This is a genomic window from Flavobacterium granuli (assembly GCF_900129705.1).
Taxonomy (GTDB): Bacteria; Bacteroidota; Bacteroidia; order Flavobacteriales; family Flavobacteriaceae; genus Flavobacterium; species Flavobacterium granuli.
Genome location: NZ_FQWO01000001.1, coordinates 677,064 through 703,390, shown reverse-complemented (window position 1 = coordinate 703,390; position 26,327 = coordinate 677,064). Strand labels below are relative to the sequence as shown.

Below are 26,327 nucleotides of genomic sequence, written 5' to 3'. Positions count from 1 at the left end.
AAATAGTAATTTGTGAGCTGAAAATTTAAAGTATAATTAAACTTGTAGTCTTATTTTAATTAAAAAATGATAATATGTACCATTCTAAAATAACAGGATTGGGATATTATGTTCCTGATAACATAGTAACCAATGACGATTTGTCAAAAATTATAGACACTAATGATGAGTGGATTCAGGAAAGAACGGGAATCCAAGAAAGAAGGCACATTATAAGAGGAGAAGATACGACGACTTCGATGGGTGTTAAGGCTGCTAAAATTGCAATTGAACGTTCTGGTGTGGCTAAAGAGGATATTGACTTTGTAGTTTTTGCTACCTTAAGTCCGGATTATTATTTTCCTGGCCCTGGAGTTTTGGTACAAAGAGATTTAGGATTGAGAACAGTAGGTGCATTGGATGTCAGAAATCAATGTTCCGGTTTTGTTTATGCTTTGTCTGTTGCAGATCAGTATATCAAGACAGGAATGTACAAAAACATTTTGGTGATTGGGTCAGAGGTGCAATCAACAGGTTTGGATATGACTACGCGCGGAAGAGGCGTTTCGGTCATCTTTGGTGATGGGGCAGGAGCCGCTGTTTTGAGCAGAGAAGAAGATTTAACTAAGGGAATTCTTTCTACTCATTTGCATTCAGAAGGACAGCATGCCGAGGAATTAGTGGTAAAAGCCCCCGGAATGGGCGGAAGATGGATTACTGATATCCTTGCAGATAATGATCCTGATGACGAAAGTTATTTCCCGTATATGAACGGGCAATTTGTTTTCAAGAATGCCGTAGTTCGTTTCAGTGAAGTAATAAATGAAGGTTTGCTGGCTAATAATTTGCAAGTTTCGGATATCGATATGTTGATACCACATCAGGCCAATTTGAGAATTTCTCAATTTATTCAGAATAAATTCAAATTGACAGACGATCAGGTCTTCAATAATATTCAAAAATACGGAAATACCACGGCGGCCTCTATTCCTATTGCATTGACAGAAGCATGGGAGCAAGGAAAAATAAAGACTGGAGATACGGTAGTTTTAGCGGCTTTTGGCAGTGGTTTTACTTGGGGAAGTGCTATTATTAAATGGTAATAAAGCCTTTTAAGGTTAGTTTAATTATGGTTTAAATCAAAAAACCCGGAGTTGGCAAACTCCGGGCTTTTCTTTTCTTAGAAACTATTAAAATGGGTCTAAAAGGAATTGTATTTTTCGTCTAAAACAATCCGCCGCCGTCTTGTTTGGTGTTGTTGTCTCTTTGTTTGCGTTGTAAACTTCTGTTTTTGCCTGCCCCAAACATATAGTTGAAACCTACAAAAACCGATTGGCTTTCCCATGTAAATTGACCTACTTGCGGATAAGGATTCAAACCGTCAAAACCGGCTTTCATGGTGTCGAAAATATCATTGACACGAACGCTCAATGTGGCTTTGTCTTTTAGGAATGAATAACGTCCGCCGGCATCAATTTTATACATTTCCTTACCGTTGAATTGTACACCGTCTACACCGGATCTGTAGAATCCGAATAAAAGGAAACGAAGACTTTTAGTTGCCTTAAAATTACTATTGAAACGGGCATTGAAAGCAGCTGCATTGACTTCTTTGGAAACAAAGTCAAAGGAATTAGTTGATGGGTTAAGGACAGAAACCAATCCTTTTTGTCTGATATTTGAGAAATCTATTGCTGGTTGGATATCCCACCAGTTGTTGATTCTGTAATTCAAAGAACCTTCAAAGCCATAGGCTGTGTTAGAGCTGAAATTGCCAAAACTCATGATTTGTTTATCCTGATTTTGCGGATCAGGATAGAGAATTTGGTTGATTTCGCTGTGGATGCTTCTCACAAAAACACCTGTAGAGAAAGTACCTTTGGCAATGGTTTTGGTGTAATTTAATTCGACAGAATTAGTAAATTGTGGCTGTAATTCCGGATTTCCAATTGAGGTAACTCTAGGCGTGCTAAATTTTCTAATAGGCATGGTTTGCTCTAAACTAGGTCGGTCCACGCGACGGCTGTAACTGATTTGAAATTGATTTTTATCGGTAGGAGAATAGGTTATCGAAGCCGAAGGATACATGGTGATGTAATCATCTTTGTAAGCCGTGGCGCCGTTTAACTTCGCGTTTACCCTGTAGCTTTCAAAACGGGAACCCAATTGATATCCTATTTTTTTGAATTTTTGTCCAAAAGTAGCATAGGCCGAATAAATGTCTAAATCATAGGTGTAATTAGAATTTGATAAAGAACTGTTGCTGGTAATGTAATTGTTTTCGGTTCTTACAATTCTGGATTCGGCACCCAATTCCAGTTTTGAGTTTTTGTTCAGCGGATTTACATAGTCTAAATTGACGGTGTAATTTTTTCTTTTTTGTCCAAGATTGTCCATATAAGAGCTGGTAGGAATACTTGGATTGTTAAAAATAGTTTGAAAGTAAGCATTCTGGCCTTGAGAATAGATGCTGTTGTTTATTTCTAAGTCCAGAGTTTCACCCTCTTTTTTGGTTAAATGTTTGAAAGCTAAATTATAGGTTCCGTCCGTATTGTTTGTAAAGTATTTGGAATTTTGCAGTAAATTTTGAGATGAATTAGGATAAAGGATACTTACATCCACGATGCCATCTCCAACAAGCTTGTTTTGATTGGTATAGACAGAAAGGGTATTTTTGTCATTGATATAGTAATCCATACCAATTTTGAATAAATGCGATTTGTTGTCATTGACAATGTCAAACAATTGATTGGAGTTGTCGTCTAACCTTGCAATGTGTCCTTCGTTGAATTTTTTACCAAAATTATTTCCGTAAGTTGAAAAAAAGTTCACCTTACCGGTTCTGTAGTTCATGTTGATTGAGTTGCTGATTTTTGGCGTTTTTGCAAAAGTTAAACCAGTATTGACACTGGCATTAAATCCGTCGTTAGCATTTTTATGCAAAACGATGTTGATGATTCCGGACATTCCTTCTGGATTGTATTTAGCGCTCGGGTTGGTGATTAATTCAATTTTTTTAATCGAAGCGGATGGGATTTGTTTCAACAATTGGGCTGCATCAATGTTACTCGGACGCCCATCAACCAGAACGCGTACGTTTTCATTGCCACGCAAAGATATTTTTCCGTCCTGATCTACATTTACAGACGGAATATTATTCATGATTTCGGACGCGGTTGCGCCGGCAGTAGTCAAATCTTTTCCTACGTTGATTACTTTTCTGTCAATTTTTTGCTCAATAGTAGAGCGTTCTGCTACTATTTCCAAGCCCTTTAATTGAATGGCATCTTCTTCCAGCGAAATCGTGTTGAGGTTAATGTTTTTTTCTTCTGATGTTAGAGAGATGATTTTTGAAACCGTTTTGTAACCTATAAACTGTACTTCTAAGGTGTATTTTTTTAAGGCTAAGTTTTTTAATGAAAAAGTTCCTTTATCAGAAGTGATTCCACCGGTAATTACTTTGTTTTCTTCTTTTAGGACAATGTTTACATACGAAAGTGCTTCGTTACTTTTTTTGTCGATTACTTTACCGCTAACGCTTCCTGAATTTTCCGGTAAGCTTGGTTTGACTGAGGTTTGTGCCTGCATCGAAAACAAGGTTCCGAAAAAGCAGATTAAGATTGATTTAAGTTTCATGATTTTTGATTTAAAAGATGATTGATGATGCAAAGTTAGGATATTAAATCTAATATTATGTAATACATGGTACTTTTTTTTGCACAGTGTCGTTTTGATTATTTGCAATTCCTAAAGTTGTTATAGTAGACTTCCAAACGAAAAAAATGTTACAAAATTTTTATAAAAAATGAAGAAATCTAATTGTGGCTTCGTTAAAGTGTTTATTATGAGTAGGAAATTATCTTGTTTTCTAATTTTCAATTTGCTGCATTATGCCTATCTTTGCCGTCTTAAAAAATACATAAAATGACATTATCACAAATTCTTACACCCTCTATTGAAAAAGCTGTCCAAGCTTTATTTGACATTGCAATTGACAAAGTTGAATTTCAGGCGACACGGAAAGAATTTGAAGGTGATATCACGATGGTTATTTTTCCTTTATTGAAATTGGTCAAAAGCAATCCAGTAGAATTAGGAAATAAAATCGGGAATTATTTAGTCGAAAATCTGGATGAGGTTAGTCGTTTTAACGTTGTTTCCGGTTTCTTGAATATTGTTATTTCAGATGCTTATTATTTGAATTTCTTTAATGAAATCAAAGATGAAGCTAAATTTGGTTTCGTAACGCCAAATCCTGACGACAAGGCAGTAATGGTAGAATATTCTTCTCCAAATACCAATAAACCACTTCATTTAGGTCACGTTCGTAATAATCTATTGGGATATTCTGTAGCTGAAATTATTAAGGCTTCGGGTAAAAAAGTATACAAAACTCAAATCATCAACGATAGAGGAATTCATATTTGTAAATCAATGTTGGCTTGGCAGAAATTTGGAAAAGGAGAAACTCCGGAATCGACTGGTCAAAAAGGCGATAAGTTAGTTGGTAATTATTATGTGGCTTTTGATAAAGCCTATAAAGAAGAAATTAACCAATTAATAAGTCAAGGAAAAACCGAAGAAGAAGCCAAAAAACAAGCGCCAATTATTTTAGAAGCTCAGGAAATGCTTTTGAAATGGGAGGCTGGCGATGAGCAAGTAAAGGCTCTTTGGAAAATGATGAACCAATGGGTTTATGATGGTTTTGCTATTACCTATAAAAATTTAGGAGTTGATTTTGATTGCTATTATTATGAAAGTAATACCTATTTATTAGGAAAAGATGTTGTTCAAATTGGGCTTGAAAAAGGAGTTTTCGAAAAAGATCCTGACGGTTCGGTTTGGATTGATTTAACTGATGAAGGTTTAGATCGTAAAATTGTACTGCGTTCTGATGGAACTGCAGTTTATATGACGCAAGATATAGGAACTGCAATTCAGCGTGTAAAAGATATGCCAGATGTAGGCGGAATGGTTTATACGGTGGGTAACGAACAGGATTATCACTTCAAAGTCTTGTTTTTGATTTTGAAAAAATTAGGTTTCGAATGGTCTGAAAATTTATTTCATTTATCATACGGAATGGTGGATTTACCTTCCGGAAAAATGAAAAGCCGTGAAGGAACGGTTGTTGATGCCGATGATTTAATGAAAGAAATGGCGGATACAGCTCAAAATATAGCCGAAGATTTAGGGAAATTAGAAAGTTATTCTGCAGAGGAAAAAGCGAAGCTGTACAATACGATAGGTCTTGGTGCCTTGAAATATTATATTTTGAAAGTAGATCCTAAAAAACGTATCTTGTTTAATCCTGAAGAATCTGTTGATTTTGCCGGAAATACCGGGCCGTTCATACAATATACTTATGCCAGAATTCAATCGATCATTCGCAAAGCTAATTTTGATTTTTCGGTTAAGTCTGGAATGACAGCACTTCATGAAAAAGAGAAAGAATTGGTAAAACAACTTGAATTGTTTCCGGAAGTGATTCAAAATGCGGCTCATAATCATAGTCCCGCTTTGTTGGCAAACTATACTTATGATTTGGTTCGTGAGTACAATTCATTCTATCAGGCTGTTCCTATTCTTGGAGAAGAGGATTTGGATAAGAAAATATTCAGAGTGCAGCTTTCTAAAAAAGTAGCCGATACCATAGCAGCTTCTTTTAGCTTGTTAGGAATTGATGTTCCTGAACGCATGTAAAATAATCAAGTTTAAAGTCTTAAAAACGACTTCCTGATGGAGTCGTTTTTTTGGTTTTAAAAATCTATAAAAGAGGTGTCAATTATCTAATTATCTAATTGCCTAATTATCTAATTAGTTTATCTTTGCATCTCAATAAAAAAATAAGCCATGTTCGATAATTTAAGCGATAAACTAGATAAAGCCTTCCATATATTAAAAGGTCACGGAAAAATCACCGAAGTAAACGTAGCTGATACTTTAAAAGAGGTACGAAGAGCTTTACTGGATGCCGATGTGAATTTTAAAATTGCCAAAGATTTTACCGCAAGAGTCAAAGAAAAAGCAATTGGACAAGACGTATTAACGACACTTCAGCCGGGACAATTATTGGTAAAGTTAGTCAAAGACGAACTTACGGAATTGATGGGTGGAGATGTAGCAGGAATTAATCTTTCTGGTGCGCCAACAGTTATTTTGATGTCAGGTTTGCAAGGTTCAGGGAAAACAACTTTCTCCGGAAAATTAGCAAATTATCTTTTGACAAAAAAGAACAAAAAACCGCTTTTGGTTGCTTGTGATATCTATCGTCCGGCGGCAATCCAGCAATTATATGTTGTGGGAGATTCAATTGGTGTTGAGGTTTACTCAGAACCGGAGAATAAAAACCCAGTTGAAATTGCTCAAAACGCGATTAAACATGCCAAAGCCAATGGCTTTAATGTGGTTATTGTCGATACAGCGGGTCGCTTGGCTGTGGATCAGGAAATGATGGATGAGATTTCCCGTGTTCATAAAGCGATTCAGCCACAGGAAACTTTGTTTGTTGTGGATGCCATGACAGGTCAAGATGCTGTGAATACGGCAAAAGCATTCAACGATATTTTGAATTTTGACGGTGTAATCCTGACTAAATTAGATGGAGATACCCGCGGAGGAGCGGCACTTTCGATAAAATCGGTGGTAAACAAACCAATTAAATTTGTCGGAACAGGGGAGAAAATGGAAGCGATCGATGTGTTCTATCCCGTTCGTATGGCAGAGCGTATCCTTGGAATGGGAGATGTTGTGTCTTTGGTGGAAAGAGCGCAAGAGCAGTTTGATGAAGACGAGGCCAGAAAAATTCAAAAGAAAATTGCTAAAAACGAATTCGGTTTTGACGATTTCCTTTCCCAAATTCAACAAGTGAAGAAAATGGGTAATATGAAGGATTTGGTTGGAATGATCCCAGGTGCTTCCAAAGCAATGAAAAATGTGGAAATAGAAGATGATGCTTTCAAACATATTGAGGCAATCATTCACTCCATGACTCCTATAGAGCGATCTAAGCCAGCAATTATAGACGTCAAAAGAAAAGCAAGAATAGCTAAAGGCTCCGGTACAAAAATTGAACAAGTCAACCAATTGATGAAACAGTTTGAGCAAATGAGCAAGATGATGAAAATGATGCAGGGTCCAGGAGGAAAAAACCTGATGAAAATGATGGGCGGAATGAAAGGGATGCCAGGCGGAATGCATTAAAAAATAGTATAAGATTTAAAGACCAGAAATTTTGGGTTTTTAAATCTTATTCTTTTATATAACTACTGCAAGACTTAAGATTTTGGGTCTGAGATTTCTAAAACTTGAAACTAAATATAAAATGCAACTACTAGACGGAAAAAAAACAGCGGAAGACATTAAAAGGGAAATCGCAGCCGAAGTACAAAAGATGAAAAACAATGGGGAGAAAGTACCTCATTTAGCAGCAATCATTGTAGGTAATGATGGCGCCAGTTTAACTTATGTAGGAAGTAAGGTAAAGGCTTGCGAAAGAGTAGGTTTTGAATCTACTTTGGTAAAAATGCCAAGTACCACGTCTGAAACGGAATTGTTGAAAAAAATAAAAGAATTGAATGAAGATGATAATATTGATGGATTCATCGTTCAATTGCCTCTTCCGGAACAAATCGATGAGCAAAAAGTATTGATGGCTGTTGATCCTAGTAAAGACGTAGATGGATTTCATCCGGAGAACTTTGGAAAAATGGCTTTAGATATGAGTACTTTTATTCCTGCAACACCTTTTGGGATTTTGGAATTATTAGAAAGATACAATGTAGAGACCAAAGGAAAGCATACCGTTGTTATTGGGCGTAGTCATATCGTGGGAAGACCAATGAGTATCTTGATGGGAAGAAAAGGTTTTCCTGGAAACTCAACGGTTACATTAACACATAGTTACACTAAAAACATTGCTCAAATAACAACCCAGGCTGATATTATTATTACGGCTCTTGGTGTTCCTAATTATTTGAAAGCTGAAATGGTTAAGGATGGCGTTGTTGTAATTGACGTGGGTATTACTAGAGTTGCTGATGATTCTAACGAAAAAGGTTATGTGATAACTGGAGATGTAGATTTTGACAATGTGAGTAAGAAAGCAAGTTTTATTACCCCAGTTCCTGGAGGAGTAGGACCTATGACTATTGCCATGTTGATGAAAAACACACTTTTGGCAAGAGAAATGAAAATCTTGAAAATAAAAGAATAATTAAAAAGACAAAGCCTGTTCAACTGAATGGGCTTTTTTTATTTATGGAAAATCCACAAGGAATACAGTTTGAAGCTGTTGATAATTTTTTGAAGAATTTGCCTAAAGAAGAGTTGGATATCGTTCTTTTTCTGCGCAAAATCATTCTGGAGTGTATGCCGGACTGCAAGGAAAAGTTAGCTTATAATGTGCCTTTTTATTACCGACATTCCCGAATTTGTTATATCTGGCCTGCTTCGGGTTCTATGGGAAATGTTAGTCGAGGTGTTGCGATAGGTTTTTGTAAAACAGCCTCTTTTTTGGATGTGACTTTTGAAAAAGAGCAATTTAATTCAAGGCAAATATTCACTTCTGTAAAAGAGATTGACGTTTCTTTTTTGAAGCAAAAAATCAATGAAGCTATTGTAATAGATGAGCAAATTGTAAAGCTAAGACGAAGAAGGATACAGTAAATTTGTGGCAATTCAGCATGGGTTTGTATCTAAGGTTGGGGTCAATTATGGTTTAGTATTTCTAAAAATAAAGCCAAAAAGACAAGAAATCAGAAATAAAGAATACTTTTGCAGCACTAAAAAAAAGAGAATCTTAAAATGGACGATTATTATTCGGAAATGTTGAACTTGTTATAGCAATCGAAGTAATTTCAGAATGCTATACCTAAAACCTATGGAATTTTTGAAATGAAAGCTTTTTACAAAAACAATAACGGATTAATTGCAGTGCAAGAATGGTTTCCTAATTGCTGGATAAATATAGAATGTCCAACAGAAGCCGAAAAAAAATATTTACTCGAAGAGCTTCAAATTCCAGAAGCATTTTATAACGACATTGAAGATATTGACGAAAGACCCCGTATTGAGATAGAAAACGGCTGGAGCTTAATCATTATGCGCATTCCTGTGAAAAGCAATGACGTAAAACTTCCTTTTCATACGATTCCGGTGGGAATTGTTTTTAAAGACGAAGTTTGTGTGAGTCTGAGTTTTCATAAAACCGAAATGCTGACGGACTTTGTGACGTATACACAAAGAAAGAGAATCGATATTAAGGATAATTTCGATTTGGTATTGCGACTACTGTTGTCTTCCAGTGTTTGGTATTTGAAATATTTAAAGCAAGTCAATCAAAAGATTAAGCTGGCTGAGGATAATTTGGAGAAATCAATCAAAAATGAAGAGTTGCAAGCTTTGCTTCAAATAGAGAAGTGCTTGGTGTTCTTTATTACTTCTTTGAAAGGGAACGATATTCTATTGCATAGAATTAAGAATATTAAGTCGCAAAGAGTCTATTTTGACTTTGATTTATTGGAAGATGTAGAGATTGAATTGCGTCAGGCGCAAGAAACGACAAATATTTACAGTGATATTTTAACGGGAACGATGGATGCTTATGCTTCTGTAATTTCAAATAATATGAATAATATTATGAAACAGATGACGTCCATTTCAATCATTTTGATGATTCCTACTTTGATTGCCAGTTTGTATGGAATGAATGTTCCTAATGACTTACAGAATAATCCGTATGGAATAGGGATAATAGTTGCAGTCTCTGTTTTGTTGTCTGCTTTTGGGGTGTTTTTATTCAAAAGGAAAAGATGGTTTTAAATAAAATAAAAAAGCGTTTCAAGTTTTTGAAACGCTTTTTTATTTAGTAATCTCCTCTTTTCTTAAATCTGGGATCGTTTTTTTTGATGAATTCGGTTCTTCTTTTAGTGGCTTCCGGTTTGGGTAAACTGGCTTCCTCGGTTTTGATTGATGGTTCAATCAATTCGTTTAATTCTTTGATTTCGGCATCAGTCAAATCACGGTACCGACCTACGGGAATGTCCAGAGAAATATTGATGATTCGGATGCGTTTTAACGCTGTTACCTCATAACCTAAATATTCTGTCATTCTACGAATCTGACGATTTAGTCCTTGTGTCAATATGATTTTGAAAATGTATTTGCTGATTTGCTCTACTTTACATTTTTTAGTCACGGTGTCCAGAATAGGAACTCCATTTCCCATTCGTTCTATAAAACGATCGGTAATGGGTCTGTTTACTGTAACGGTATATTCTTTTTCGTGATTGTTTCTGGCGCGTAATATTTTGTTGACAATATCGCCGTCATTAGTCATGAAAATCAATCCCTCACTGGCTTTATCTAAACGACCAATAGGGAAAATACGTTTGGGGTAATTGATGTAATCTACAATATTGTTGCGAACTTCAAGATTGGTGGTACATTCAATTCCTACAGGTTTATTGAAAGCAAGATAAACCGGTTTTTCTGTTTTTTCTCGAATTAATTTACCGTCAATACGTACTTCGTCATCAGGAGTTACTTTGGTGCCCATTTCCGGAACAATTCCGTTAATGGTTACGCGTCCTTCTTCGATTAGTTTATCGGCTTCACGGCGGGAACAATAGCCTGTTTCTCCTATGAATTTGTTGAGGCGTTTTAGATTTTCTTCCATACTGCAAAAGTAAGCAATTTTGATTGTCTCTTTGCTATGGCTAAGTGGAAAAGTGGTTTTGGACTTGTTAGCAAAAAGTAAAACTGTTTTCTTTTAGCCCTGGTTGAAGCGGCATCCCGCTCGTGATAACGAGTGGATATAGCGGAAAACAGGAAACAATGCTGGCATAGAAGCCCGTTTATTCGGCTTCAAATAAAAAGCGGGATACTTTTTGGTACAATTCGTCATCATGCATGCTGTGTCCCAGGCCTTTGGTTTCTATAAAAATTGCGCCTTCCCAAGTACGGGCGATTTTTTTTCCTTCTTCGAATAATACAACCTCGTCATCCATATCGTGGGCAATAAATCCTTTGATTTTTATTTTGGAGGCAAATAGTTGTCCGGAGAAATAGTCCAGTTGAAGTTGGAAATGTTTCAAATAATGTCTTTCCAGGCCTTTGGAGATTGTAGTGTTCAGGCTCAATAAGGAGATGTAGTTGTTGAGGATGATTTTAAAATCACTTGGAGACCCTAGAACGACCATTTTTTCGAGACTGTTGTTTTGATAAACGGATTGGTAGTACAAACAAGTTTTTCCACCCAGAGAATGCCCGATTAGGGATTGTGGTTTGAACTTTTGCACTACAATGTCTATAAATTCTGCATACTGCGGAATATTGAATTCAGTGCCGCTTGACAAACCATGAGCAGGACCGTCTATGGCAATAATGGTGCTGCCGGATTTTTGAAGATAAGGCAGGATATTTTCCCAACGAGAGGCATTGCTCTCCCAGCCATGAACTAATAAAATGGTTTTTTCATTTCCTTTCCAAGTGTAGGATTGAAACGAATGTTCCTTGTGTTGAAAGGTTTCTTTTTCGGCTGCCTCTAATACTTTTGGCAGATTGATTTTGGATAGTTTTCCTTTTCTAGGTTTGCTAAAAAGGGAATAGGCGAGTTGGGTTGCCTTGCCCGGAGATACAAAACTCAGGAGGTTAATGTACAATCCGATAGACTTGGTGAAAAAGAAATAGATTGATTTTTTCACATGTAGATATTTATTGATTTTTATCGGTCATGTGTAATATGCGTTCGATTATTGGTGCTTGCGAAGAAATTACGGTCATGCTCATGTCATAAAAAAAAAGTCCCGATATGTATCGGGACTTAAATATAATTAAAATTTAGAAAATAAATTTTCCATTTTTTCTCTTTCTTCATCGGCAAGTACGCTGTCAACTAATATTCTTCCTGAATGCTCGTCAATAATGATTTTCTTTCTCGAAGCAATCTCAACCTGTGTTTGAGGTGGAATCGTAAAGAATGATCCTGCAGAAGCACCTCTTTCGATAGATACAACAGCTAAGCCATTACGAACACTTGATCTGATTCTAGTGTAAGCAGCTAATAATCTTTCTTCAATCTGACCTTGGAATTCAGCAGATTTCTCTGTTAGGAATTCTTCTTCTTTGGCAGTTTCAGACATGATAGCGTCCAATTCTAATTTTTTATGTTTTAAGTGATTTGATTTTACTTCTAATCTCTCTTTAGATTGAGCAATAACCTCTTTCTTATGTTCAATAGAAGCTTTCATTTCTTTCATTTGCTTTTCAGCTAATTGAATTTCAAGCTCTTGGAACTCAACTTCTTTGGTCAAAGAGTTGAATTCGCGGTTATTACGAACCGTTTCCTGTTGTTTTGTGTATTTTTTGATAGCCTCTTTGTGCTCATCAATTGCATTCTTTTTTGCTTTGATAAGATCCTCGATAACTTCAAGTTCACTTTTCAATTTTTCAGAACGGGTGCTTAGACCAGCAACTTCATCTTCAAGATCTTCCACTTCAAGAGGAAGTTCACCTCTTACATTTCTAATTTCGTCAATTCTAGAGTCAATCAATTGTAAATCGTAAATTGCTCTTAACTTGTCCTCAACACTTAATTCTTTCGTATTCGCCATATTCTATAAGTACTTAACTGGATTTGTATTTTCTTCAGATAAAATGATTGCAAAATTAAGGATTTTTTTCCGAAGATAATCAACAATATAATTTTTTGTATAGCGTTCGCTTTCAAAATGTCCAATATCGGCCAAAAGAACTTGGTTTTCGGCTTCATAAAACTGATGATACTTCAAATCAGCGGTCAAAAAAGCATCGGCTCCCGCTCTAATCGCATTTTTTATGGCATAACTTCCCGATCCGCCAAGAACAGCCACTTTTTTTATAGGTTTTCCTATGAAAGCAGAATGTCGAATCCCGTCTGCCTGCATTTTGTTTTTAACGACTGCCAGAAAATCAGTTTCACTCAATGGAGTTTCAAATTCCCCAATCATTCCCAAGCCTATATTTTGGTGCTGGTTTTGCAAATCATAAATTTCATAAGCGACTTCTTCATAGGCATGATGGCTGAAAAGGGCTTTTAGGATTTTGGGTTCCAAATGTTTTTCGAAAGTCACTTCGATTTTGATCTCTTCACTTTCTACAAATTCGAAGCGTTCTCCTAATTGGGGATTGCTGTGCTCATTGCCCATATAAGTTCCGATGCCCTTAGAATTGAAACTGCAATCTTCATAATTGCCTATGTTTCCAGCTCCGGCGTCAAATAAGGCATTTCGAACTTTTTCAGCATTTTCGGCAATAGTATAAGTAACCAGTTTCCTGATGAAATTTTGTTTTGGGATAAGAATTTTGGTTTTGGTCAGTCCAAGGGCATCACAAAATATTTTATTGACTCCGTCCTGATGATTGTCTAAAGCGGTATGTACGGCATAAATGGCAATGTCATTTTTGATGGCCTTGATTATAGCGCGTTCCACATAATTTTTGCCTGTTATTTTTTTTAAACCAGAAAATAAAATAGGATGAAAACAAACCACCAAATTGCATTTCTTGGTTATCGCTTCATCAATTACATTTTCTAAAGCATCATGACAGACTAAAACTCCTGTGGCCTCTGCATTTTGGTCTCCCACCAATAAACCTACATTGTCAAAATCCTCGGCATAGGCCAGTGGTGCCATTTCTTCCAGTACGAAAAGAATTTCTTTTATTTTGCTCATCGTTTAGTTTTTTTTGGTATTCGTGAATCTTCGATTTCATTTTCCGTAGTTTGTAATTTGTCGTGGCAAACAGCAAACAAAAGGGATAAAATTTATTTTCAAAGATAATTTATTCTACTTTCGTATTATGGATTTACTTAGAAAAATACTCTTTCCTTTTGCGCTTTTGTATGGTTTAATAGCGGCTATTCGTAATTTTCTTTTCGACAAAGGCGTTCTAAAATTCTACACTTTTGATTTGCCTGTTATTGCTGTGGGGAATCTTAGTGTAGGTGGTACTGGTAAAACACCTCAAATTGAATATTTAATCCGACTGCTGTCTGATAAATACAAAGTGGCGACTTTAAGCCGTGGTTATAAAAGACAATCTGAGGGATTTGTTTTGGCTGATTCCAATGCGAATGCGCAAATTTTAGGTGATGAACCTTTTCAATATTTTCAAAAGTTCGCTGGCATAAAAGTCGCTGTCGATGCTGACAGAAAGAACGGAATCGAGCAATTATTGGCACAACCGGATAAGCCGGAAGTGATTTTATTGGACGATGCTTATCAACACCGAAAAGTCAAAGCAGGCTTTTATATCCTTTTGACTTCTTATGATGATTTGTTTTGTGATGATTTGATGTTGCCTACCGGAAATCTTCGCGAAAATAAGAATGGTGCTAAAAGAGCCAACTTGGTCATTGTGACTAAATGTCCTTTTAATCTTTCGCTTGAAAAGCAAAATGAAATTAGAAAGAAGTTAAAACTTGCAGGAAGTCAACAATTATATTTTACTTTTATAGCTTATGACAATTTTATCTATGGTGAAAACCAAAAGATAAATGTAAATGAAATTCAAGCGGCTTCTAAATTACTTGTTGCAGGAATTGCAAAGCCAGCGCCATTTTTCGCCTATTTGCAAGATACAAATGATGTGTGTTTGTCATTTCCGGATCATCATAATTTTACTGAAAAAGATATTTTAGAAATTAAGAATGTGGCTCAAAATAACATTATTATCACGACCGAAAAAGATTATGTTCGATTAAAAGGGAGTTTGCCAAGCGAGCAGCTTTTCTATTTACCAATACAAAGTGCCTTCCTCTCTGGAGGGGAAAATTTTGATAAAACCATTACAAATTATGTGGGAACAAGTACAAGAAACGGTTAATTATATTAAAAGTAAAACCAATTTTACTCCTGAATATGGCATTGTTTTAGGCTCGGGATTGGGTAGTTTTACGGATGATATCCAAATAGAATTTACTTTGCCTTATGATGAAATTCCAAATTTTCCCGTTTCAACGGTGCAAGGGCATAAAGGAGCTTTGGTTTTTGGGACAATTGGAAACAAGAAAGTGGTTGCCATGCAAGGGCGTTTTCATTATTATGAAGGCTATTCTATGAAGGAAGTTACTTTTCCGATACGGGTTTTGAAATATTTGGGAATCGGGAAGTTAATTGTTTCTAATGCTTCCGGTGGTGTGAATCCTGATTATAAGCTGGGCGAAATCGTAATTATCAAAGATCATATCAATTTTTCGCCCGAACATCCTTTACGCGGAAAAAATGATGATCGATTTGGTCCTCGTTTTGTCAATATGAGCGAGCCTTATTCGAGAAAAATGATCGCTAAGGCAAAAGAGTTGGCGCAATCATTACATATCGAAGTCAAAGATGGTATTTACTTTGGTTTGCAAGGGCCTAGTTTTGAGACTTTGGCAGAATACAGGATGGTCCGAATATTGGGGGCTGATTGTGTAGGAATGTCTACTGTGGCCGAAGTTATTGTAGCGCGTCACATGGATTTAGAAACTTTTGGCGTTTCTGTAATCACAGATATTGGAGATGAAGAAAATATTGATTCTATTTCTCACGATGAGGTCTTAGATGCCGCTCAGAAGGCAGAGCCTAGGGTGAGGCATTTGATCAAAGAATTAATTTTGAATTACTAAGGCTAAATGTTTTGGGCAATAGTGTCATAGAAATCTGCGGGAGCAAATGGTTTTGTAATCACGTCATTCATTCCAAATGACAAGAGCATTTCTCTGTTTTCATTTAGCGAAATAGCTGTAATTGCAATAATTGGGGTTGTGGTGTCAAATTCCCTGATTTTTTTTGTGGCTACGGTTCCATTGATTCCAGGCAAATGAACGTCCATTAGAATTAAATCAAATTTATTGTTTTTGACAATTTCAATAGCTTCTTCTCCGCTTCCAATGATCTCGCAAAGCATGCCTTTGTTTTCAAGCATTTTTTTGGTGATCATTTGATTGATTTGATTGTCTTCGACGGCTAATACTTTTATATTTTTAAAAACGGATTCGTCATAAGTTTTAGTCTTTTTCTCTTCAGGTAATTGAAGTTCATTTACTTTGAAGTCTAGGTCGAATGAAAAACTAGCGCCTTTTCCTTCGATACTTTCTAGTTTTATTTGTCCGCCAAGTAGATTGATTAATTTGTTTACAATGGTTAGACCTAGCCCAGTTCCGCCATATTTTCGGTTGATTTCAATGGAGCCTTGGGAGAAACTTTCGAAAACACTTTCTAATTTGTCCTGCGGAATCCCGATGCCGGTATCGATTATTTGGAAACGGATAGCAGCTGTGTTATTCTCGGTCGAAAGAAGTTTAGCTGTAATGGTTACTTTTCCGTTTTTGGTAAATTTTAGTGCATTGTTAATCAAATTCATGACAATTTGTGACAACTTTGTGGGGTCTCCAATCAGAATATCGGGTATGGCATCATCTATGATTAAATGAAATTGGTTTTCATTTTTTAATGCAACTTCTTTTAGGGACTTTTTGATGTCTTTTAGTAGTTTTTTAAGATTAAAATTGATGTTTTCAATTTCGGCTTTGTCAGATTCAATCTTATTGATTTCAAGAATGTCATTAATGAAGGTCGTGAGATAATTCCCTGAAAATTGCAAGGAAGATAAATAATGTAATTGTGATTTTTTTGGTTTTTCTTCCAGTAGCAGGTGGGTAATTCCATTGATTGCATTTAGAGGTGTTCTGAGCTCATGACTAACGGTGGAGAGAAACTCAGATCTGGCTTGTGAAGCTTTCTCGGCTTTTTCTTTTGCTACAATTAACTCATTATTTTTTTCGGTCAATAATAGGTTCGATTTGTTTCTAATAATGTTGTTTTTGTAAAGTGATAAGCTCAATAAAGACAAGATCGAAATTAAAGCTATGGATAGAATGTTGATAAGCTTGGCAAATTTATTTTCTTTTTCTTTCTCTTTTTTCTGTTTCTTTATTTGCTCTATTTTTTTGGCTTGCTGTGTTTCTTTGAACTTTTCATAATCGTCTATTCCTAGCTTTTCGTTATTTGCAATAGAAATGTTTTCCTTCAGATTTAAGTGTGATTTCAAATAAGAGTAAGCACTACTTCTGTCTAATAATCTTTCATGAATGTCGCTTAGTGCAAGCAGAATATTTGACTTTTGCTCTAAGTTTTTGGTTTTAGCATTTAATTCGTAAGCTTTGTTGAGGTAATTTAAAGCCAGATTATTTCGGTTTTTTATTTTTTCGATAAGTCCAATTTGATACAAAGCTTCCGCTTTTAAATCCAATTGGGATACAATTTCTTGATTCGAAATGATGGTACTGAACATTCTAGATGCGAGATCGTATTTTCCAGCCGATTTATAAATTATTCCTTTTTGAAGTTTTATTGACTCGTTAAAATCGCTAATATTCAATTCTTTAAAAATGGATTGGGCTTTGTTTAAACAAATTTCGGCCGAGGTGTAATTTTCTTTTTTGATATGGCAAACGCCCAGATAATAATAGGTTTGAGCGTATCTGGATGATGGCGGTAAGCTTTCGTATAAAGTGATGCTTTCTGAAAAACTCTCAATGGCATCATTGTATTTTGCCAGTTCAAAATAAATGCTGCCTAAGTTGAATGTTCGATCGGCTTGTTCTTTAGTTTTGTTATTAATTTCGGAATAATTGATGGCTTTTTGTATGAAAGAAAGGGCGTCTTTGTATTTGTTTATTTTAATATTGTAATTAGAGAGGTTGTCATAATAGCTTAGGCTATCTGTTTTCTCCATTTTTTGGGAATGCAGTAATGAAGTGAAGAATATAAAAATGAAAAGATATTTCATTTTAAGCTTGGTATTGGTTTGTTTTCTTTGTTAGTAATATCAAGTCAATTATTCTGGAAGAGTAGCCTATTTCATTATCATACCAGCCAACAACCTTTACCATTCTGTCAATAACAGAAGTCAATTGTGCATCAAAAACACAGGAGTTTCTATTGCCTATTATGTCTACTGAAACAATAGGATCCTCAGTATAATCTAAAATTCCTTTTAAGGTTGTTTGTGAAGCCAGTTTAAAGGCTTCGTTTATTTCCTCAATGCTCACATCTCGTTTTACATTAAAAGTGATGTCTGTCAAAGAGCCGTTTGGAACTGGTACCCGAATGCCACAACCGCCTATTTTTCCATCTAGTGAAGGGAAAATTTTAGTCAATGCTTTGGCAGCTCCGGTTGTTGTGGGTACAATAGACTGACTGGCACCTCTGGCTCTGCGTAAATCTTTGTGAGGTTGGTCGTGCAAACTCTGATCAGTGGTAAAAGAATGAACGGTTGTTATATAGGCTTGTTGAATACCGCAAAGTTCGTTTATTATTTTCATCATAGGCGCAGCATTGTTTGTTGTACAACTGGCGTTTGAAATGATGGTTTCGGTTCCGTCAAGAATGTGTTCATTGACTCCTAAAACTACCGTTTTAATACTATCTACTTCAGAAGGAGCAGAGAGGATTACTTTTTTGGCACCAGAAAGAATATGGGCATTCAACTCTTCAAAAGTTTTGTGTTTGCCTGTAGATTCAATTACATAATCAATGTTTAAGCTTTTCCAATCCAAGTTTGAAATATTCTTTTGATGGAAAAAAAGATACTGTTTCCCATCGACAAGAATTCCTTGTTCATCAGCACTTACGGTGTAGGGTAAAACTCCGTGAATGCTGTCGTATTTCAACAAATGAGCCATTGTCTTTTTATCGGCAATGTCATTTATGGCTATAACTTCAATAGAGGGGTGGTTTAGGAGTAGTCGGAATACATTTCGACCAATTCTTCCAAAACCGTTTATGGCAATTCTTGTTTTCAATATATTTTGTTTCAAGTTTCAAGTTTCAGGTTTAAAGATACTCAACTTGAAACTTGAAACGTTTTTTTTTAAAGAATATGTTTCTGTGCTTTGTATGAAGAACGTACTAGTGGACCGCTTTCTACATGACGGAATCCTAATTCCAGCCCATATTTTTCATATTTTGCAAATTGATCCGGAGTGATGAATTCCTTTACAGGCAAGTGTTTTTTACTAGGTTGTAGATATTGTCCTATGGTTACCACGTCTACATTGGCATCACGCAAATCTCTCATGGTTTGGAATACTTCTTCCTCTTCTTCACCGAGACCTAACATGATTCCTGACTTGGTTCTATTAATCCCTTTTTCTTTAAGATAACGTAAGACTTCTAAGCTTCGGTCGTATTTTGCTTGGATACGTACTTCACGGGTCAATCTGCGTACTGTTTCCATATTGTGTGAAACGACTTCTGGGTTAGCCTCTACAATACGGTCTATGTTTCTTTCGATTCCTTGAAAATCTGGGATCAGGGTTTCTAAGGTCGTGTTAGGGTTCATTCTGCGAATAGCTTTTACGGTTTCGATCCAAATAATAGAACCGCCATCTTTCAAATCATCTCTATCTACACTCGTAATTACGGCATGCTTGATATTCATGATTTTAATAGAACGTGCTACTTTCTCTGGTTCGTCCCAGTCTACCGTTTCGGGTCTGCCGGTTTTTACCCCACAAAAACCGCAAGAACGCGTACAGGTGTTTCCTAAAATCATAAATGTAGCTGTTCCTTCGCCCCAGCATTCGCCCATATTAGGACAGCTTCCTGAAGTACAAATGGTGTTCAGGCTATATTTATCTACTAAACCGCGCAGTTCAGTGTATTTTTGCCCTATCGGGAGTTTTACCTTTAACCATTTTGGTTTTCCGGTAGCTAAAGTATTTTCTAAAACAGTTTCCATAAATCAATATTCAAAGCGCAAAGATAAGGAATGTTGATTTAAAATTAGCTGTTTAGCTGCCGAAGGTTCAGTAGAGAATTGTTATAAAAAAAGCAGTATTGTGAGTACTGCTTTTTAAAAATGTGTCTTTCTAGGATTAATTCATTTGAATCGTAATAGGAAGGCTGTAGGCTGTTCTTACCGGTTTTGAATCGATTATTCCGGGAGTCCATTTGGTTTTTAAGGATTTTAAAACACGAATAGCTTCTTTTTCTAGTCCATAGCCAGGATTGTTTTTTACTTGAATGTCACTCATGCTGCCATCTTTCTCCACAACAAAATATACAAAAATGCGAATGTTTTTAGCTTCGTCTATTTCGGGGCTTTCGAATTTTCGACTGATGTAGGCATAGAATTTACTGATGCCGCCCGGGAATTCTGGTTGTTTGTCGAGAGCGTTGCTGGTTACAACATCATTGCCGGAATCCATGTCTTTTGAAGTTTCTGTTCCAGATCCTTGCGAATTTGTTGAGCTCATCCCTATGGTTGCCATGCCTTCATTGTTTTTATTCGCTACCGCATTATTTTCAATGTTTTTTGCGATATCGGGTGTTGCTAGATCTGCTTTAACGATTGTAGGGTTAGTTAATTGTTTTTTGTCGATGATGGCTATTGCTTTTTGTTGAGAGGCTTTTGGTGGAATCGGGTTTTGCTTTTTTTTAATTATGTTAGGTACAATATTAGTGATGTGGATGATTTGGTCTAATTTCGGAATTGTGACCGAAATCTCTTTTCCGACATTAAAATAGCTCAGAACCCTTGGAACACTCATTAATGAGGCACATAATAGTATGCCTATAAAAAGTGCAAACACAGACGTTCTTGTGCTTTCCTTGCGCAATTGATACGCCCCATATTCTTTGTTTCTGTTTTCGAAAACTAGATCAATCCAGTTGGTTTCGTAAAGATTTGGTTTTGACATGGTAAATGGATTTAATGGTTAGGTAATGATTAAATCATAAGCAAGCGTGTTTTTGTTTTTATAATTTAAAAAAGGAGAAAGTTTGTATATAAATTTAATGTTTATTTTTGATATTTTTAAAATTATGTTTATTTATTTAACTTTTATATTGTTAAATGTTTGGCATTAATCTTAATTTTGAATTGATTTAATGCAATAAAGCGCATTCAAGTGAATGAATGCGCTTTTGTTTTAGAAACTGTATGGCGGTTTTTTTTTGTCTAAAAAAAAAAGAATGTTAAAGTCTATTGCGTATAATTTCTGCCAGCAGTTTTTTGGCGCGAAGCAATTTGATTTTTACATTACTCAAGGGTTCGTCAATTTTGTTGGCGATTTCCTGATAACTCATTTCCTGAAAATACCGCAACTGAATCACTTCCTGATAGTGTGGCTTTAATTCCTTAATGTACTGCAATAATTGCGAAAGGTTTTGCTCTGTAATCAACTCATCTTCTGCAGACGGAGTGGTATCAGCAATGTTATACGCTTTTTGATCTTCCTTGTCTGTGATTTCTACAAAAAGGCTAGACTTCTTTTTTCGCAATAAATCAATATGGACATTTTTGGCAATGCTGATTAGCCAAGTGTTGAATTGAAATTCAGGATTGTAAGTGCTGATTTTATCAAAGGCTTTTGAGAATGTTTCAATAGTGATATCTTCAGCATTAGTTTCGTTTTCAGTGCGTTTGAGCATGAAACCATAAACTTCATTCCAATATAAATTTAATAGAAACGTAAAGGCGGCCTGATCACCTTCTTTTGCTTTTTCTATTTGAGTGTTTATTTCCAATTGACCGGTTTTGAGAATATATTTTTTATAAAGATATTGATTTGAATCAATATAAGCAGTAATTCTACTACAGGAAACCAATATTTTAAATCATTTTCTTTAAGTTTTCCGGCAGAAAATCCTATAACAATCCAAGCAAATAGATAACGGGTAGCAATTAAACTTAGTACTAATATCCATTGAAATTGAAAAGACAATAATAGAATGGGAAGTAATAGGAATAAGAATTGAGAGCAATAAAAAGTACCCAATTGGAATTGGTCAAACTTTTTATAATGACTAGCCGTGGCGACATGTCTTCTTTTTTGTGTAAGCCAATCCTTGTATGTGGTTTTAGGTTTAGAATAGGTAAAACTTTCAGGAGTAAATGAAATCGTTGTGTTTTTTCCTCTGGCGGCCTCATTGATGAATAAATCATCGTCTCCGGAACGCACCTGTATGTGATTTATAAAACCATTTACCTTGAAAAACTCTTCCTTTTTGTAAGCCATGTTTCTGCCCACTCCCATATAAGGATGTCCGATTTTTGCCCAAGAAAAATACTGAACTGCGGTAAGTACTGTTTCAAAACGGATGAGTTTGTTTAGAAAAGAATTGGCAATTTTTTCATAGCCACCATAGCCTAAAACAATCGTTTTTTGCATCGTAAACTGGGAACTCATGGCTGTAATCCATTCTTTAGAAGTAGGGTAGCAATCGGCATCAGTAAATAGTAGGTACTCTTTTTTGGCCGCTTTTATACCCAGAGTCAACGCATATTTCTTGTTTCCCCAAAAAGCTTCGTTATTTTGAACTTTAACCAAGCGAATGTTGGAATATTGTTTTTCAAAAGCTTCAAAAATTTCCAAGGTACTATCACTCGAAGCATCGTCAATCAAAACTATTTCAAAATCAGGATAGTTTTGTTCGGCAAGTAACGGGATAAATTTTGCCACGTTTTCTTCTTCATTTTTGGCACAGACAATAACAGAAATCGGAATTCTTTTGGGTGTTATTTTTTGTGCTTTCGCAAAAGCAAACTTCCCGAAAACACCTAAATAATAAGCGAGTTGAATGGCAACGATAGCAATGAAAAAGTAAAGAATCAGTATAAGCATTTGAGTTTTATGTGTTGTTAAATCGGCTGCAAAGGTATGAATTGAATTATGTAATTATAAATTATAAATTGTGAATTTTAAAAGAATTTATCGGGGACATTTTTTCATCTCATTTGCAACGGCAATTGACTGATTGTTCTCGGTTTTTTCTAATTCTGAAATAATATTTTTGTAATTTTTATCATCCCGGTTTTGCGACATTTTTTTAGTCGCTTGAATTTCTTTTATTTCAATTTCGAAGGCGACTATTCCACAAGCTTGCTTCATGGTTTCTTCCGACAGATCTTCTATTCGAACTGGATTTTCAGAATTTTTCTCGTATTTATCCACCAGTTTTTTTAAAGATTCCATCACGGCTTCACCTTCAATTATTTTGATTTTTCCATAAACGTGAACGGCAATATAATTCCAGGTTGGAACATTCTCGTGATCGTACCAAGAGGGTGAAATATAGCTGTGCGGTCCTGAAAAAACGGCCAAAACATTGTCGTTATCCGTAAAACCTTTCCATTGGGGGTTTTCTTTGGAAAGATGCCCTTGTAAAACTGCTTTTCCGTCTTTGTCAGTATCTAGTTCTAGCGGAATATGGGTGGCCCATAATTTACCTTCGGTTTGATTGATAAGAATGCCAAAGCTGTTTTCTCTTAAAAAAGCATTTATTTCTTCTTGGTTTTCGTTTTTGTAAAGATCCGGGATGTACATAATTGATTTTTAGAATTTAAATAAGTGCAAAACTTTTCTTTTTTCTGTGTCAAACAGCTACAGATTCCTTAAATTACATTTACTTCGGCTTCGATATGAATGCCAAAAGTATCGAATATTGTTTTCTGAATATTCTTTGAAACTTCCAGTATTTCTTGTCCTGTTGCATGGCCGTAATTCACCAGAACCAAGGCTTGGTTTTTATGAATTCCGGCGTCTCCAAAACGTTTTCCCTTAAATCCAGCCTGTTCAATCAGCCATCCCGCAGGAACTTTTACCTCGGTTTCAGAAACTTCATAATATTTCATTTCAGGAAATTGATGATGAATTTTTTCGAAATCCGTTTTCAGCAGAATTGGATTTTTGAAGAAACTGCCGCTGTTTCCCAGTTCTTTAGGATCTGGTAATTTACTTTGTCTAATGGCAATCACCGCATTGCTGACGTCTTTTAAGCTAGGTTCTTTAATTTTGTTTTTTTCTAATTCGGCCAAAATATCCCCGTATGAGGTATTGATTTTATGATTGCGTTTCGTCAGTTTAAAAACTACAGAAGTTATAATGTATTGATTTTTTACTTCATTTTTAAAAATGCTTTCGCGATATCCAAAACGGCAATCTTCTTTGGTGAACTTTCTGGATTTTAAATTTTCAATTCCAATGGCGTTACAGGAGTCAAAAGTATCTTTGATTTCAGTTCCATAAGCGCCAATGTTTTGCACCGGCGTTGTGCCTACGTTGCCGGGAATTAGCGACATGTTTTCCAGTCCGCCAAAATCCTGATCGATAGTCCAGAGTACAAATTCATGCCAATTTTCGCCCGCCTGGCTTTCAACCCATACATGATCTTCATTTTCGGAGATGATTTTTTTTCCTTTCAAATCAATATGAATCACCATAGCGTCAATGTCTTTGGTCAAAAGCATGTTGCTTCCGCCGCCAAGGATGAATTTTTTATCGGATTTGTTTTGTTCTAAAACAGCGGTCAATTCAGCGATGGTATGAACGGCAATAAAACGTTTTGCTTTGGCTTCGATGCCAAAAGTATTGTAGTTTTTTAAAGAAAAATCATTTTGTATTTCCATAAAAGAAAGTGCTTTTTTTAAATTGAATTCGTGATTCAAAAGTAAGGATTAAAATTTACTCCGAATCATTTTTCAATTAGATAAACTTTATAAATCAGTAATAGCTTAGTGCACTTTGTTGCTTTTTTATTTTGGTAAAGTGCTATTGATTTTGAGCGGACTCAATTAATTCGTGGTATTTATCAGAAATGATTTTCATATTGATTTTGTAATCAGCATTTTCTTCGATAAATTTCCGATTATCTGAAACAGCTTTGTTTCGCTGTGTGCTGTTTTCAAAAGACCAAATGAGTTCTTTTGCGAGCATTTCTACATCGTCAACAGGGATTAATGAACCGTTTTCTCGATGGCTGATCCAACTCTGATTTCCCGGGATGTCAGTTACAATGGGATAACAATTGCAGGCCATAGCTTCAAATAAGGAGGCCGAAACACCTTCGGTAATGGGCATGCTGATGTAAATATTTGATTGTTGTAATAATTTGGGTAGTTCAGTATTCGGAATTTTTCCTGTGAAAATTACTTTTTTTTCAATTTGTAACGCTTTGGTTAAATCTTTCAAGAATTGCAATCGTGTGCCGTTGCCGACAATCGTTAACGAAAAATCGATTCCTTTTTGATGCAAAAGTGCAAATGCTTGCAGAATAATGTCATGACGGTATTCTGGCAATAAAGAGCGGCTGACAATGGCGCAGATTTTTTCAGGATTGGCGGTATTTTGGTTCTTAAATTTGTCTAAGTCAATTCCCTTGGGTAAGACCAAAACTTGGTTCATGTTTACATTGGCTTTGAGCATTGAAACGGTCATTACAGGACCCCAAGCATGAATTAGAGTTGCTTTTTTAAAGGCGTATTTTTGAATAATTTTTTTAAAAGGCAGCAGTATTGAGTTTTCTGGCCATAAGTCGGTTCGTCCCTGTTGGGCTATAGCGATCGGTTTTATACCGGATATTGCAGCAAGGAAGCCGTAGCTTGTGGATCTTTCGGCAATGACCATGTCTGGCTGTTGCTGACGGATTATTTTTTTAATTTTAAAATAGGCTAATTTGAATTCTAAAATCCGAATAATCCGATTGTAAACGCTGTTATTGGGTGTTTTTAGTTCCCAATTGATAATTTCAAAATGACCAAATTCCTTTAGACCATTCATCCAAGTGGTGGCGTCAGGCCTGTAGGATTCTCCAAGAAAAAGTATTTTTCTTTTGGTCATTGGAGCAGATTTAAAGTTCGTCAGCAGTTAAGGCTCTGTTGATGAAGTCGTTTAGCGGTTTCAAAAGGATTAGCTTTTTGCTCATTTTTGAAACAAAATCTTTTTGACTCACTTCTGAAATGTCAAATTTTTGTATGGTTTCAAAACTTTTAAGTTTTAATAGTTCAATAGCAGGATGCTCTTTTTCGTAACCTCTCGGCGGATTTTTAAGTGTATTTTTTTCATTTCGATTAAAATCGCCAAACTCTTTTTTGAAATTTTTGTCATTTAGAATTTCTTCTAAGTCCTCATAGAAAAAGGCAATTTCTTTGCGCACTTTTTTTAAATCATCTGCTTCTGGCGCATAAAATCCTCCGGCAATGAAACTGGCGCCTTTTTCGATATGAACATAATAACCGGAGCGATTTTGTCCTTTTGCTCCCGAAGAAAGCCAGACACCTAAATGGGCTTTGTATGGTGATTTATCTTTAGAAAAACGAATGTCCCGATTGATTCTGAAGGTGCAGTTTTTTACTTCGAGCATTTCTAATGAGGGATCCAAAGGTTTCATGGCGTCAAGAAAATCAGCGACCATTTGGTGATAATCTTTCTTGAAAGCTTCGTATCTTTTTTTATTTTCTAAAAACCAATCCCTGTTATTGTTGGCTTTTAAATCTTCGAGAAATTCTAGACTGTTTTTTGATAGCATTTCAGGACT

Annotated in this window: 23 protein-coding genes; 8 read left to right on the top strand and 15 right to left on the bottom strand. The window is 35.7% G+C overall.

Annotation, left to right across the window (positions count from 1 at the left end; translation table 11 throughout):
- Positions 1-74: 74 nt before the first annotated feature.
- The gene (locus BUB25_RS02960; RefSeq protein WP_072939581.1) at positions 75-1,082 is read left to right on the top strand and encodes a 3-oxoacyl-ACP synthase III family protein; all 1,008 of its coding nucleotides are present in this window, start codon (positions 75-77) and stop codon (positions 1,080-1,082) included.
- Between the two features lie 121 nt (positions 1,083-1,203).
- On the opposite strand, the gene BUB25_RS02955 is transcribed toward BUB25_RS02960, so the two are convergent.
- On the bottom strand, positions 1,204-3,615 hold the full coding sequence (locus BUB25_RS02955; protein ID WP_072939578.1) for a TonB-dependent receptor: 2,412 nt from the start codon (positions 3,613-3,615) through the stop codon (positions 1,204-1,206).
- Positions 3,616-3,903: 288 nt separating this feature from the next.
- Here BUB25_RS02955 and argS point away from each other — a divergent pair, with 288 nt between their 5' ends.
- From argS to BUB25_RS02930, 5 genes are all read left to right on the top strand, one after another.
- Positions 3,904-5,682 (top strand): arginine--tRNA ligase, encoded by a 1,779-nt coding sequence (gene argS, locus BUB25_RS02950; RefSeq protein WP_072939575.1) that lies wholly within the window; start codon positions 3,904-3,906, stop codon positions 5,680-5,682.
- A 150-nt stretch (positions 5,683-5,832) separates the two neighbouring features.
- Positions 5,833-7,182, top strand: a complete 1,350-nt coding sequence (gene ffh / locus BUB25_RS02945) for a signal recognition particle protein (RefSeq protein WP_072939572.1) — start codon at positions 5,833-5,835, stop codon at positions 7,180-7,182.
- A 121-nt stretch (positions 7,183-7,303) separates the two neighbouring features.
- Entirely contained in the window at positions 7,304-8,194 is an 891-nt protein-coding gene (locus BUB25_RS02940) for a bifunctional 5,10-methylenetetrahydrofolate dehydrogenase/5,10-methenyltetrahydrofolate cyclohydrolase (protein ID WP_072939570.1), read from the top strand.
- A gap of 44 nt (positions 8,195-8,238) precedes the next feature.
- Entirely contained in the window at positions 8,239-8,646 is a 408-nt protein-coding gene (locus BUB25_RS02935; RefSeq protein ID WP_072939568.1) for a DUF1801 domain-containing protein, read from the top strand.
- Between the two features lie 228 nt (positions 8,647-8,874).
- Positions 8,875-9,801 carry a magnesium transporter CorA family protein gene (locus BUB25_RS02930; RefSeq protein WP_072939566.1) on the top strand — a complete coding sequence of 309 codons (927 nt, stop codon included), beginning with the start codon at positions 8,875-8,877 and terminating at the stop codon, positions 9,799-9,801.
- A 43-nt stretch (positions 9,802-9,844) separates the two neighbouring features.
- On the opposite strand, the gene rluF is transcribed toward BUB25_RS02930, so the two are convergent.
- From rluF to BUB25_RS02910, 4 genes are all read right to left on the bottom strand, one after another.
- Positions 9,845-10,657 (bottom strand): 23S rRNA pseudouridine(2604) synthase RluF, encoded by an 813-nt coding sequence (rluF, locus tag BUB25_RS02925; RefSeq protein WP_072939564.1) that lies wholly within the window; start codon positions 10,655-10,657, stop codon positions 9,845-9,847.
- Positions 10,658-10,835: 178 nt separating this feature from the next.
- Complete coding sequence (locus tag BUB25_RS02920) at positions 10,836-11,684, bottom strand: alpha/beta fold hydrolase (protein WP_072939562.1); 849 nt, start codon at positions 11,682-11,684, stop codon at positions 10,836-10,838.
- A 129-nt stretch (positions 11,685-11,813) separates the two neighbouring features.
- A complete protein-coding gene (locus BUB25_RS02915) occupies positions 11,814-12,593 on the bottom strand; it encodes a zinc ribbon domain-containing protein (protein WP_072939560.1) in 780 nt (259 codons plus the stop codon).
- 3 nt (positions 12,594-12,596) lie between these two features.
- Complete coding sequence (locus tag BUB25_RS02910; protein ID WP_072939558.1) at positions 12,597-13,694, bottom strand: Nif3-like dinuclear metal center hexameric protein; 1,098 nt, start codon at positions 13,692-13,694, stop codon at positions 12,597-12,599.
- 127 nt (positions 13,695-13,821) lie between these two features.
- Here BUB25_RS02910 and lpxK point away from each other — a divergent pair, with 127 nt between their 5' ends.
- Positions 13,822-14,847, top strand: coding sequence for a tetraacyldisaccharide 4'-kinase (gene lpxK / locus BUB25_RS02905; RefSeq protein ID WP_072939556.1), 1,026 nt, complete (start codon positions 13,822-13,824; stop codon positions 14,845-14,847).
- Positions 14,819-15,631 (top strand): purine-nucleoside phosphorylase, encoded by an 813-nt coding sequence (locus BUB25_RS02900; protein WP_072939554.1) that lies wholly within the window; start codon positions 14,819-14,821, stop codon positions 15,629-15,631. Before lpxK ends, BUB25_RS02900 begins: the two co-directional genes overlap by 29 nt.
- 2 nt (positions 15,632-15,633) lie before the next feature.
- Here the strand turns inward: BUB25_RS02900 and BUB25_RS02895 are convergent, their stop codons facing one another.
- The 10 genes from BUB25_RS02895 to BUB25_RS02850 all read right to left on the bottom strand — a co-directional run bounded on the left by BUB25_RS02895 (position 15,634) and on the right by BUB25_RS02850 (position 26,318).
- Positions 15,634-17,796, bottom strand: coding sequence for a tetratricopeptide repeat-containing hybrid sensor histidine kinase/response regulator (locus tag BUB25_RS02895; protein WP_072939551.1), 2,163 nt, complete (start codon positions 17,794-17,796; stop codon positions 15,634-15,636).
- A 1-nt stretch (position 17,797) separates the two neighbouring features.
- Positions 17,798-18,811: a type I glyceraldehyde-3-phosphate dehydrogenase gene (gene gap, locus BUB25_RS02890; RefSeq protein WP_072939817.1), complete on the bottom strand. Its 1,014-nt coding sequence runs from the start codon at positions 18,809-18,811 to the stop codon at positions 17,798-17,800.
- Positions 18,812-18,879: 68 nt separating this feature from the next.
- Positions 18,880-19,749: a lipoyl synthase gene (lipA, locus tag BUB25_RS02885; protein WP_072939549.1), complete on the bottom strand. Its 870-nt coding sequence runs from the start codon at positions 19,747-19,749 to the stop codon at positions 18,880-18,882.
- A 136-nt stretch (positions 19,750-19,885) separates the two neighbouring features.
- Complete coding sequence (locus BUB25_RS02880; RefSeq protein ID WP_072939547.1) at positions 19,886-20,710, bottom strand: energy transducer TonB; 825 nt, start codon at positions 20,708-20,710, stop codon at positions 19,886-19,888.
- A gap of 277 nt (positions 20,711-20,987) precedes the next feature.
- A complete protein-coding gene (locus BUB25_RS02875) occupies positions 20,988-21,539 on the bottom strand; it encodes an RNA polymerase sigma factor (RefSeq protein WP_072939545.1) in 552 nt (183 codons plus the stop codon).
- Positions 21,530-22,636 carry a glycosyltransferase gene (locus tag BUB25_RS02870; protein ID WP_072939543.1) on the bottom strand — a complete coding sequence of 369 codons (1,107 nt, stop codon included), beginning with the start codon at positions 22,634-22,636 and terminating at the stop codon, positions 21,530-21,532. Before BUB25_RS02870 ends, BUB25_RS02875 begins: the two co-directional genes overlap by 10 nt.
- A gap of 87 nt (positions 22,637-22,723) precedes the next feature.
- Positions 22,724-23,338: an FMN-binding negative transcriptional regulator gene (locus BUB25_RS02865; protein WP_072939540.1), complete on the bottom strand. Its 615-nt coding sequence runs from the start codon at positions 23,336-23,338 to the stop codon at positions 22,724-22,726.
- 68 nt (positions 23,339-23,406) lie between these two features.
- Positions 23,407-24,459, bottom strand: a complete 1,053-nt coding sequence (gene murB, locus BUB25_RS02860) for a UDP-N-acetylmuramate dehydrogenase (RefSeq protein WP_262496835.1) — start codon at positions 24,457-24,459, stop codon at positions 23,407-23,409.
- Between the two features lie 103 nt (positions 24,460-24,562).
- The gene (locus BUB25_RS02855; protein ID WP_072939533.1) at positions 24,563-25,630 is read right to left on the bottom strand and encodes a glycosyltransferase; all 1,068 of its coding nucleotides are present in this window, start codon (positions 25,628-25,630) and stop codon (positions 24,563-24,565) included.
- Between the two features lie 10 nt (positions 25,631-25,640).
- The gene (locus BUB25_RS02850; RefSeq protein WP_072939529.1) at positions 25,641-26,318 is read right to left on the bottom strand and encodes a DUF2461 domain-containing protein; all 678 of its coding nucleotides are present in this window, start codon (positions 26,316-26,318) and stop codon (positions 25,641-25,643) included.
- Between the last annotated feature and the right edge of the window lie 9 nt (positions 26,319-26,327).

Bases quoted from the DNA above. Each gene is read 5' to 3' on its own strand.
- BUB25_RS02960 (WP_072939581.1), top strand. From the start codon at position 75: ATGTACCATTCTAAAATAACAGGATTGGGATATTATGTTCCTGATAAC.
- BUB25_RS02955 (WP_072939578.1), bottom strand. From the start codon at position 3,615: ATGAAACTTAAATCAATCTTAATCTGCTTTTTCGGAACCTTGTTTTCG.
- argS (WP_072939575.1), top strand. From the start codon at position 3,904: ATGACATTATCACAAATTCTTACACCCTCTATTGAAAAAGCTGTCCAA.
- ffh (WP_072939572.1), top strand. From the start codon at position 5,833: ATGTTCGATAATTTAAGCGATAAACTAGATAAAGCCTTCCATATATTA.
- BUB25_RS02940 (WP_072939570.1), top strand. From the start codon at position 7,304: ATGCAACTACTAGACGGAAAAAAAACAGCGGAAGACATTAAAAGGGAA.
- BUB25_RS02935 (WP_072939568.1), top strand. From the start codon at position 8,239: ATGGAAAATCCACAAGGAATACAGTTTGAAGCTGTTGATAATTTTTTG.
- BUB25_RS02930 (WP_072939566.1), top strand. From the start codon at position 8,875: ATGAAAGCTTTTTACAAAAACAATAACGGATTAATTGCAGTGCAAGAA.
- rluF (WP_072939564.1), bottom strand. From the start codon at position 10,657: ATGGAAGAAAATCTAAAACGCCTCAACAAATTCATAGGAGAAACAGGC.
- BUB25_RS02915 (WP_072939560.1), bottom strand. From the start codon at position 12,593: ATGGCGAATACGAAAGAATTAAGTGTTGAGGACAAGTTAAGAGCAATT.
- BUB25_RS02910 (WP_072939558.1), bottom strand. From the start codon at position 13,694: ATGAGCAAAATAAAAGAAATTCTTTTCGTACTGGAAGAAATGGCACCA.
- lpxK (WP_072939556.1), top strand. From the start codon at position 13,822: ATGGATTTACTTAGAAAAATACTCTTTCCTTTTGCGCTTTTGTATGGT.
- BUB25_RS02900 (WP_072939554.1), top strand. From the start codon at position 14,819: ATGTGGGAACAAGTACAAGAAACGGTTAATTATATTAAAAGTAAAACC.
- BUB25_RS02895 (WP_072939551.1), bottom strand. From the start codon at position 17,796: ATGAAATATCTTTTCATTTTTATATTCTTCACTTCATTACTGCATTCC.
- lipA (WP_072939549.1), bottom strand. From the start codon at position 19,749: ATGGAAACTGTTTTAGAAAATACTTTAGCTACCGGAAAACCAAAATGG.
- BUB25_RS02880 (WP_072939547.1), bottom strand. From the start codon at position 20,710: ATGTCAAAACCAAATCTTTACGAAACCAACTGGATTGATCTAGTTTTC.
- BUB25_RS02870 (WP_072939543.1), bottom strand. From the start codon at position 22,636: ATGCTTATACTGATTCTTTACTTTTTCATTGCTATCGTTGCCATTCAA.
- BUB25_RS02865 (WP_072939540.1), bottom strand. From the start codon at position 23,338: ATGTACATCCCGGATCTTTACAAAAACGAAAACCAAGAAGAAATAAAT.
- BUB25_RS02855 (WP_072939533.1), bottom strand. From the start codon at position 25,630: ATGACCAAAAGAAAAATACTTTTTCTTGGAGAATCCTACAGGCCTGAC.
- BUB25_RS02850 (WP_072939529.1), bottom strand. From the start codon at position 26,318: ATGCTATCAAAAAACAGTCTAGAATTTCTCGAAGATTTAAAAGCCAAC.